The following is a 6091-nucleotide window of genomic DNA, read 5'->3' on the forward strand; positions in this document are numbered from 1 at the left end:
CCCGGCCTCAGTTCTTCAACCATTTCCTCGCCTTGTGCCGCCCCAGGAGGACACCACGTGTCGTACAAGACGTCCGTCGGCATGGATCGTCGCAGATTCCTGCGCTACGCGAGCGCCCTCGGTGCCGTCGCGCAGAACCGCCACCGGCGCCTCCTCATCCCGTACCGGCGCCTCTTCGCCCCGTACCGGCGTCTGTTCGCGCTCCCCGGCGCCCGCGCCTTCACCGCGGGGAACCTGATGGCCCGGCTGCCGATGGGCATGTTCGGCGTGAGCGCGGTCGTGATGATCGCCGGGGCGCGCGGCTCGTACGCGCTCGCCGGCGCCGTCACCGCGACCGGCCTCGCGGCGACCGCGGTGACCGCCCCCTGGACCGCCCGGCTGGTGGACCGGTACGGGCAGGCCCGGATCGCCGTGCCCGCCACCGCCTGCGCGGCCCTGGGCAGCCTGGCCCTGGTGCTGTGCGTACGCCACGACGCCCCCGACTGGACCCTGTTCGCCGCCTACGCCGCCACCGCGACCACCCCGAACACCGGCGGGATGTCCCGCGCCCGCTGGACGCACCTGCTGAAGTCGGACCCCGCGGCCCTGCACACCGCGAACTCCTTCGAACAGGCCGCGGACGAGCTGTGCTTCATGCTCGGCCCGGTTCTCGCGGCCTTCCTCACCGGGACGTTCTTCCCGGAGGCCGGCACGCTGGTCGGCGCGGTGCTGCTGCTCACGGGCGTCCTGCTGTTCGCCGCCCAGCGCTCGACCGAGCCGCCGCCGACGCCGCGCACGCCCGCGCGTGCGCCGCTGCGCGCCCCCGGTATGCCGGCGCAGCTCGCCGTGTGCCTGGCCATGGGCGCGGTGTTCGGCGCGATGGAGGTCGTCACCGTGGCGTTCGCGGACGACCGGGGCCACCGCTCGGCGGCGGGCGTGGCGCTCGGTCTGCAGGCGGCCGGTTCGTGCGTGGCCGGGCTGGTGTACGGGGTGGTGAGACCCGCGGGTCCGGCGGGGCGGCGCCTGCCCTGGTGCGTGGCGGCGATGACGGCGCTCATGACGCTGCCGCTGCTGGCCGCCGCCCTGACCGGCTCCCTGCTCGTGCTGTCCGCCGCCCTGCTCGTCGCCGGTACGGCGACCGCGCCCACCATGGTCACGAACATGACCCTGGTCCAGCAGCGCTCCCCCGAGGGCCGCCTCAACGAGGGCATGACCCTCGCGGTGACCGGTCTGCTCGGCGGCATCGCCTGCGGCAGCGCGACCGGCGGCTGGATGGTCGAGCACGTGTCGGCGACGGCCGGTTACGGGGTGCCGGTGATTGCGGCGGCGCTCGCGCTGCTGCTCTCGCTCACCGTCCTTGTCCTTCCACCGGCTTCGCGAGGAGCCACCGCGTCCGGCGGGCCGGACACCGGCCGGAATTCCCGTCGCACCCATTGACGTGCCCCCGGCCGCCACCTACTTTCAGCCGTCGAAGCGCTTCGATCACTGGAGTCGAACCGCTTCGACGGGCGAGTGACGCCCTGATGCGCCCCGATACCCGTCCGACTCTCCTGGAGGCCCTGGATGTTGACGGCACGAAGGCGTGTGGCGGCCATGGCGGTGATCCTCGCCGGATCACTGCTCCTGACCTCCTGCGGCGACTCGGACGGCGGCTCGTCCGACGGCAGGACCCTGCGGCTGTGGCACTACGAGGGCCCCGACAGCGCGATGGGCGTGGCCTGGAACGCGGCCATCAAGGAGTTCGAGGCCCGGCACCCGGGCGTGAAGGTGAAGTTCGAGGAGAAGGGCTTCGAACAGATCCAGAAGACCGCGCCCATGGTCCTCAACTCCTCCGACGCCCCCGACCTCATGGAGTACAACAAGGGCAACGCGACCGCCGGCCTGCTCTCCCGGCAGGGCCTGCTCACCGACCTGACCGCCGAGGCCGTCAAGCGTGGTTGGGACGGAAAACTCAGCGCCGGTGTACGTACCACCAGCCAGTACGACACCGACGGGATCATGGGCTCCGGCAAGTGGTACGGCGTGCCCAACTACGCCGAGTACACGATGGTCTTCTACAACAAGGACCTGTTCGAGAAGTACGGGATCGCCGAGCCGAGGACGTTCGGCGAACTGACGGCGGCCCTGGACACGTTCGCCGGCAAGGGCATCACCCCGCTCGCCAACGCCGGCGCCGAGTACATGGCCCAGCAGTACCTCTACCAGCTCGCCCTGTCCCGGGCCGACCGCGCCTGGGTCGACAGGTACGAGCTCTACAAAGGCAGGAACGACTTCCACGACGCCGCCTGGACGTACGCCGCCACCACCTTCGCCGACTGGGTGAGGAAGGGGTACATCAGCAGGAAGTCCAGCGGCACGAAGGCCGAGGACGCGGGCGTGTCCTTCATCCGGGGCAAGGCGCCGATCCTGTTCTCCGGCAGCTGGTGGTACGGCCGCTTCACGGCGGAGAACACGTTCGACTGGGGCACCTTCCTGTGGCCGGACTCCTCCCTGACCCTGGGCTCCGGCGGCAACCTCTGGGTGGTCCCCCAGGGCGCCAAGAACAAGGAACTGGCGTACGACTTCATCGACATCACCCTGTCGGAGAAGATCCAGAACCTGCTCGGCAACAAGGGCGGCGTCCCCGTCGCGGCCGACCCCTCCGCCCTCACCGGCCGCCGGGCCAAGGCTCTCATCGACGACTTCAACACCCTCTCCCGGCGCGACGGCCTCGCCTTCTACCCCGACTGGCCGGTGCCCGGCTTCTACGACACCCTCGTCTCCGAGACCCAGAAGCTGATCACCGGCAGCGAGCAGCCGGACGCCTACCTCGGCAACCTGCAGAAGGCGTACGACCAGGGCGTACCGAAGCGGTGACGGCCCCCGTCGGACACGGCCCGCGCACCTCCTACGCCCTGTTCCTGCTCCCCGGCGCCCTGGCCTTCCTCGCGGTCGTCGTCGTGCCGTTCCTGATGAACACCGGCGTGAGCCTCACCGACTGGCAGGGGGTGGGCAGCCCGACGTGGACCGGGCTCGCCAACTACCAACGCCTCCTGCACGACGGCGGGTTCTGGGCGTCCTTCCGGCACAGCCTGTTCATGGTCGTCGCGATGGCGGTCGTACCGACCCTCGTCGGACTGGTCCTGGCCGCCGCGCTCTTCGACTACGTCGGCAAGCACTTCGGCACCGGGATCACGACCGTCCTCCGCGCCTGCTTCTACCTCCCCCAGGTGCTGCCGATCGCGGTCGCCGGCATCGTCTGGAGCTGGATCCTCGCGCCGGAGGGCGGCTCGCTCAACGAACTGCTCGGGGCCGTCGGCCTCGGCTCCTGGCAGCAGGACTGGCTGGGCGACCCGGACATCGCGCTCTACAGCGTCATGGGCGTGATGGTCTGGGTGCAGCTCGGCTTCCCGCTGGTGGTCTTCATGGCGGGCCTCGGGCGCGTGGACCCGCAGTTGTACGAGGCGGCCGAGCTGGACGGCGCCGGCTGGTGGCGCCGCTTCCGGCACGTCACGCTGCCGCAGATCCGCCCGGAGATCCACGTCGTGCTGACCTGGTGCACGATCGCCGCGTTGAAGGTGTTCGGCGCGGTGTACGTCCTGACGAAGGGCGGTCCGGGCGGCGCGACCGACGTCCCCTCCTACTTCTCCTTCACCACGTTCTTCGAGAAGACCCAGGTCGGCTACGGCGCCGCGATCTCGACCGTGCTGACCGTGATCGTCCTGGCGCTCTCCCTGATCGGTCTGCGGCTGCAGACGCGCGCCGAGGACGCCGAGGAAGGGGTCCGCGCATGAGAGCCGCTCTGCGCCGCTACCCGGTGCTGATCGCCCTGTGCCTCGCGGCCCTGTTCATGGTCGTGCCGTTCCTGATCGTCGCCGTCAACGCGGTCAAGTCACCGGCGGAGTACTCGCAAAACGGGCCCCTGAGCCTCCCCGAGGGCCTGTACCTGGACGGCCTGAGGGACTTCTGGAACCGCGTCGACTACGGACAGAAGCTGGTCAACTCGGTCCTGATCAGCGGAGCGGTGGCGCTGCTCGCCACCGCCTTGTCGGTGCTGAACGCCTACGCGATCGGCATCGGCCGCGTCAGGGGCCGCACCTGGGTGCTGGCCTTCTTCGTCCTCGCGAACGTGCTGCCGCAGGAGGCGCTGGTCTACCCGGTCTACTACCTGAGCAAGCAGGTGGGCCTGTACGACACCCGGATCGGTGTGGTCATCGTCTTCACGGTGATCCAGGCGGCCTTCGGCACGTACCTGCTGTCCGCCGTCCTCGGCCGGTTCCCGCGGGAGATCGTCGAGGCGGCCCGGATCGACGGGGCGAACGCCTGGCAGGTGCTGTGGCGGATCGTCGTCCCGGTCAGCCGGCCGACCCTCGGCGTGCTGCTGGTCTTCTTCTTCGTCTGGACCTGGAACGAGTTCCTGCTGCCGCTGGTCATGCTGGTCTCCAACGACAACCAGACCGTGTCGGTGGCCCTCGGCGTCCTCCAGGGCCAGCGCCTGATGGACGCCACCATGACCAACGCGGCCGCCCTGCTCGGTGTCCTGCCCGCCCTGGTCTTCTTCCTCGCCTTCCAGCGGACGCTCACCCGCGGCATCGCCGTGGGCGCGGTCAAGTGAGGGTGCGGTCAGGTAAGGGGGCGTGCGTTCCGCTTCCGTCGCCGGTCAGCGGCGGACGACCCAGGCGAGCGGGCGGCGCCGGCAGACGTCCGAGCCGTACCAGCCGTCCTCGTCCGTGCAGTCCAGCGACGGGTGGTACAGGAGGCGGTGCCCGAGGTAATGCGCGCGGTGGTGCGCGTGGTACGCCGTCTCGTAGGCGGCGACCAGGGGCCAGAGGAACAGCAGGGCGCCCCACAGGACGGCCAGGACGACAGGGAGGTGCCGGTGGGAGCCGAGGTCGTCCGCGTCCTGGCCGAGTTCCGCGCGGAGGTTGCCGGGCGTGCAGCGGGTCGCGGCGAGGAACGCCGTGCCGAGCGCGAGGTAGGCGAGGGCTCCAAGGAGCAGTACGTATGTGTTCAACCGTTCCTCCCGCGTTCGTGGTGCCACTCGGGCACCCGATGTGGTTCCATGAAAGGGAGGCCCCCGCCCGGACCGGTATTCCAAGCGGGGACCCTTCATCGGTTGGTGTGATGACCGGGAGCCCTCAATCCTTCTGAGGACTGCCGGTCATTCTCCGTTGAACCACCTCCACAGCTCCCGGATCACCGCGGCGATCCGCTTGTGCAGAGGCTTCTTCCTCGGCTTTTCCTTCCGATGACGCCCCATCAGCGCCTCTCCTTCCGGACGAGGCAGCCAAGTTCCCGGTGACTGCCGCCTTCAGGCTCGGGCCGGGCCCCGAAGGCGTGGGGCCCGGAACGTCCTGGGAAGGAGGGCGCGTTCGGTGCGCCCGCTGATCATGTGCACACAACTACCGCAATAGCCCTACTGCTTCACTCTCAGCAGGTTTGTGCGAATTGTCTGTGGTGCGCGCATCGAGGCACGCACTTCGGCGGCACGGGCGCGCACTGCTACGGGCCGCATGCCGGTCGGCCCTTCGGAAGGCGTGGTTCTGCCCGAGCTGCGACAGGCACGGCAGAGACCTCCGGGCAGGGCCTCCGGGCGGCCGGGGACACGGCAGTCGGTGCACTCCATGAGGGCGCGGGGCGCGGGTGGCACGGTGGGAGCGGGCTGCTCGGGCGGCAGCTTGTCGACGAGCCTGCGCTGGACGAACCCCCTGGGCGAGCGCACCTGCTCGGGAAGGCCGGCGACGAGCACCCGCGTCAGGTGCTCGGGGGTCACGCCGCGCGCCAGCCAGTCGGCGACCAGCGGTTCCAGTGCGGCGCAGTCGGCGGAGGAGAGGGCGAGACGCGGATCGTGGAGGCCGAGGCGGGCGAGCGTGTCGTACGCCAGGGAGGGGCGGACCTCACCGCGCGGCGCGGGCGCCTCTTCGGCGGGTGCGCCGTGCGGCCCTTCCGACGTCACTTCGGGCACCACTTCGGGTGTCCCGCCACTCGTGTCGCCACTCGCCTCACCCTTCGAGATCTCCCTCGAGTTCGAGGTAGGTCGCCCGGAGCCGGTCCAGGGTCTCCTGGTCCGGCTCTGCCCAGAGCCCGCGGTCCGCCGCTTCCAGCAAGCGTTCGGTGATACCCCTCAAGGCCC

General features: G+C 70.4%; 6 protein-coding genes. 4 read left to right on the top strand and 2 right to left on the bottom strand.

The annotated features are described in order from the left end of the window. The first annotated feature begins 57 nt into the window (after positions 1-57). From C1I97_RS29090 to C1I97_RS29105, 4 genes are all read left to right on the top strand, one after another. Entirely contained in the window at positions 58-1416 is a 1359-nt protein-coding gene (locus tag C1I97_RS29090) for an MFS transporter (RefSeq protein ID WP_258382788.1), read from the top strand. 126 nt (positions 1417-1542) lie between these two features. Continuing rightward, positions 1543-2835, top strand: coding sequence for an ABC transporter substrate-binding protein (locus C1I97_RS29095; protein WP_111006103.1), 1293 nt, complete (start codon positions 1543-1545; stop codon positions 2833-2835). After that, the gene (locus tag C1I97_RS29100) at positions 2832-3752 is read left to right on the top strand and encodes a carbohydrate ABC transporter permease (RefSeq protein ID WP_111006104.1); all 921 of its coding nucleotides are present in this window, start codon (positions 2832-2834) and stop codon (positions 3750-3752) included. The genes C1I97_RS29095 and C1I97_RS29100 overlap by 4 nt, the downstream gene beginning before the upstream one ends. Next, positions 3749-4573: a carbohydrate ABC transporter permease gene (locus C1I97_RS29105; protein ID WP_111006105.1), complete on the top strand. Its 825-nt coding sequence runs from the start codon at positions 3749-3751 to the stop codon at positions 4571-4573. The genes C1I97_RS29100 and C1I97_RS29105 overlap by 4 nt, the downstream gene beginning before the upstream one ends. 45 nt (positions 4574-4618) lie before the next feature. Here C1I97_RS29105 and C1I97_RS29110 read toward each other — a convergent pair whose 3' ends face one another. Both C1I97_RS29110 and C1I97_RS29115 read right to left on the bottom strand, forming a co-directional pair. Further along, entirely contained in the window at positions 4619-4972 is a 354-nt protein-coding gene (locus C1I97_RS29110) for a hypothetical protein (protein WP_111006106.1), read from the bottom strand. A gap of 402 nt (positions 4973-5374) precedes the next feature. Beyond that, the gene (locus C1I97_RS29115) at positions 5375-5914 is read right to left on the bottom strand and encodes a hypothetical protein (protein WP_146608324.1); all 540 of its coding nucleotides are present in this window, start codon (positions 5912-5914) and stop codon (positions 5375-5377) included. Positions 5915-6091 lie beyond the last annotated feature (177 nt).

The sequence above is a fragment of the Streptomyces sp. NTH33 genome (assembly GCF_003236365.1).
Lineage (GTDB): Bacteria > Actinomycetota > Actinomycetes > Streptomycetales > Streptomycetaceae > Streptomyces.

Bases quoted from the DNA above. Each gene is read 5' to 3' on its own strand.
- C1I97_RS29105 (WP_111006105.1), top strand. From the start codon at position 3,749: ATGAGAGCCGCTCTGCGCCGCTACCCGGTGCTGATCGCCCTGTGCCTC.
- C1I97_RS29095 (WP_111006103.1), top strand. From the start codon at position 1,543: ATGTTGACGGCACGAAGGCGTGTGGCGGCCATGGCGGTGATCCTCGCC.